Annotated in this window: 1 rRNA gene; it reads left to right on the plus strand. The window is 47.4% G+C overall.

Annotated elements, in window-relative coordinates:
- The first annotated feature begins 114 nt into the window (after positions 1-114).
- Positions 115-231: ribosomal RNA gene (rrf, locus tag PG722_RS04855) — 5S ribosomal RNA — on the plus strand.
- Positions 232-234 lie beyond the last annotated feature (3 nt).

Raw genomic sequence — 234 nt, forward strand, 5'->3', positions numbered from 1 at the left:
GCAAACGGGAGTTCGATTCTCCCACGGGTCACCAAATTTCTTCAAGAAAGATGTTGACAGCAGGCTGATGGTATGGTATAATAACAAAGCTGCACAGGAATGTGCAACGAAATAGTAGGTGTTAATGGTGACGAGGGTACACCTGTTCCCATTCCGAACACAGTAGTTAAGCTCGTTTACGGTGACAATACTTGGCTGGCGACGGCCCGGGAAGATAACTCAACGCCTACATCT

This window comes from Butyricicoccus sp. OF27-2pH9A (assembly GCF_027693185.1).
Classification (GTDB): Bacteria; Bacillota; Clostridia; order Oscillospirales; family Butyricicoccaceae; genus Agathobaculum; species Agathobaculum butyriciproducens.